The sequence below is a fragment of the Leucobacter sp. M11 genome (assembly GCF_035726885.1).
Lineage (GTDB): Bacteria > Actinomycetota > Actinomycetes > Actinomycetales > Microbacteriaceae > JAPFRB01.
Genome location: NZ_JAPFRB010000003.1, coordinates 104,180 through 106,904 on the forward strand (window position 1 = coordinate 104,180; position 2,725 = coordinate 106,904).

Annotated in this window: 2 protein-coding genes, 1 tRNA gene and 1 pseudogene; 1 reads left to right on the top strand and 3 read right to left on the bottom strand. The window is 71.1% G+C overall.

What is annotated here, in order from left to right; genetic code table 11:
* A pseudogene (locus OOT08_RS08745) lies at positions 1-442 on the top strand (hypothetical protein); the annotation flags it as partial.
* A gap of 146 nt (positions 443-588) precedes the next feature.
* Here the strand turns inward: OOT08_RS08745 and OOT08_RS08750 are convergent.
* The 3 genes from OOT08_RS08750 to serS all read right to left on the bottom strand — a co-directional run.
* Positions 589-676, bottom strand: a tRNA-Ser gene (locus OOT08_RS08750).
* 83 nt (positions 677-759) lie between these two features.
* Entirely contained in the window at positions 760-1,578 is an 819-nt protein-coding gene (locus OOT08_RS08755) for an HAD family hydrolase (protein ID WP_325092252.1), read from the bottom strand.
* Positions 1,575-2,725 (bottom strand): serine--tRNA ligase (gene serS, locus OOT08_RS08760; protein ID WP_325092254.1); only part of this gene is annotated, 1,151 nt, incomplete at its 5' end. The genes OOT08_RS08755 and serS, both read right to left, overlap by 4 nt.

Sequence of the window (2,725 nt, forward strand, 5' to 3'; positions counted from 1 at the left end):
AGGACTGCTGCTGGCGCTCGTGCTGCAGACCTGGCTTGGCGTGTTCCCGGCGTCCTTCGGGGCGCTGTGGCTCGCCCTTGGTCTCTCCCTGACCGCGACGAGCGGGCTCTTCGTCGGCCTACACTCCGTGCTGGGCCGGCCGGGCCTCGGTCTCGCCGCCCTCCTCACCCTGTTCGCGGCGATGCCCTGGGCCGCCTTCGCGGTGCCCTTCGAGTTCCTTCCGGGGGGACTCGGCGCCATGGGCCAGGGCATGATTCCGGGCGCAACGGCGACGCTCACCCGCCTCGTCGGCTACTTCCCGGAGGCGGGGGCGGCCGGGCCGTGGTGGACGCTCAGTATCTGGGCGATCATCGGCCTCGCGCTCGCCTGCGTGACGCGCCGCGAACCGGGCATGCGGCGCACGGGATCGGGGCAGCCGACGGCTCCCGCCCAGGCTGCCTAGGAGGCCGCCGTCGGGCGTCGCGGTGCGGGCCGCGGCGTCTGACGGGGGTCCACCCCGGTTTCCCGGGCGTCGGCTCGCACGTGGGCTCCAGCGGGAACGACACCGCGCCCGTTCCCCTCAGGACGGGGGCAACAGGCGCTTGGATCTGGCGGAGGGCGTGGGATTCGAACCCACGAGACATTGCTGCCTACTTGTTTTCAAGACAAGCTCCTTCGGCCGCTCGGACAGCCCTCCCTGCGCGCACGCACGCAGGATTTCAGTCTAGCGCCTCAGCCGGGGCCAGAGCATCACCGGGCCGCGCGGAAGCCCCGTGGCGATCAGCGCGCGAGCAGCTCGGGGAAGCGTGCCTCAAGGGCCGCCGTCAGGCCGCCCTCCTCGACCGTGCCCGTCACCTCGGTCGCCGCGGCCTGTACCTCGGCGGGGCCCTGCCCCATTGCGATGGCGTGGCCGTGGCGGCCCGCCCAGGTCAGCATTTCGATGTCGTTGCGCCCGTCGCCCGCAGCGATCACCCGCGAGCGATCAATGCCGAGCATTCCGCGCAGGCGCTCCAGCGCGGAGGCCTTCGTGACGCCCTCTGGGGCGATGTCGAGCCAGGCAGTCCAGCCGATCGAGTAGGACACGTGGTGCAGGCCCATCTCCTCGACGATGTCGAGGAAGTCCTCCAGGCGGTGGTCCGGGGAGAAGACGACCACGCGGGTGGCCTGCACGCCGAGCAGTTCGCCGAAGGGCACCTGCTTCTTGGCCCCGAGCAGCGTGGTGTCCGGGATCTCGTCCGTGTACCGGAACAGGCCGTCACCGTCCTCGACCGCGTAGCGGGCGGTGACGAGGTGCGTGCTGATGCGCGAGAGCACGTCGGTCGTGTCGAAGGTCTCCACGTACTCGCGCCGGTAGGCGCGCTCGGCGAGCGCGTCCCGCTTCAGGACGACCGCGCCGTTCGCGCAGACGACCCAGGCGGGGCGGATGCCGAGCCGCTCAATCACGGGGAGGGTGCTGCCGGCGGATCTCCCGGTGGAGACGATGATCTCGTGGCCCGCGGCAAAGAGGGCACGGATGTGCCCGGCGAGACGCTCATCGATGGCGCCGTCGTGGTGCAGGACGGTGCCGTCGAGGTCGAGGGCCACGAGTGAGCGCGTCATTTCTTGGCGGGCTCCGGGGTCAGCACCGCAAGGCCGCCGAGGTACGGGCGCAGCGCCTCGGGGACGGTGACGCTGCCATCGGCCTGCTGGTGGGTCTCCAGGATCGCGACGATCCAGCGGGTCGTCGCGAGGGTGCCGTTCAGCGTGGCCACGGGAGCGGTCTTGCCGCTCTCGGTGCGGTGCCGAGTCCCCAGGCGGCGGGCCTGGAAGGTGGTGCAGTTGCTCGTGGAGGTCAGTTCCCGGAACGCCTCCTGGGTGGGCACCCAGGCCTCGATGTCGAACTTGCGCGCGGCGCTCGAGCCCAAATCGCCCGCCGCCACGTCGATGACGCGGTAGCTCAGGCCGAGTGCCTGCAGCATCTCCTCCTGGTAGCTGACGAGTCGGTCGTGCTCGGCCTCGGCGTCGGCCGGGTCCGTGTAGACGAACATCTCGAGCTTGTTGAACTGGTGCACCCGCAGGATGCCCCGGGTGTCCTTGCCGTGCGAGCCAGCCTCGCGCCGGTAGCAGGTGGACCAGCCCGCGTAGCGGACGGGGCCGTCGCTCACGTCGAGGATCTCGTCCGCGTGGTAGCCCGCGAGGGCGACCTCGCTCGTGCCCGTGAGGAAGAGGTCGTCGGCGGGCAGGTGGTACACCTCGTCGGCGTGCTCGCCCAGGAAACCCGTGCCGCGCATGATCTCGGGCTTGACGAGCGTCGGGGTGATCAGCGGCACGAAGCCGTGCTGCAGGGCGCGATCGAGCGCCAGGTTCATGAGGGCCAGCTCCAGGCGGGCGCCGACGCCGCGGAGGAAGTAGAAACGCGCGCCGGAGACCTTCGCGCCGCGCTCCATGTCGATCGCGCCCAGGGCCTCGCCGAGGGCGAGGTGATCCTTTGGCTCGAAATCGAAGGTGGGGATCGCACCGACCTCGCGGAGGGTGACGAAGTTTTCCTCGCCGCCCGAGGGCACGCCCGCCACCACGACGTTCTCGATCTGGAGCGCCAGGGCCCGGAAGGCCTCCTCGGCCTCGTTCGCGCGCGCGTTCGCGGCCTTGACGCTCTGGGCGAGCTCGGAGGCGCGGGCGACGAGCACCTTGCGCTCGTCGGGGCTGGCCTGCTTGACCCGCTTGCCGAAGGCGTTCTGCTCGGCGCGCAGGGTCTCGTACTCGGTGA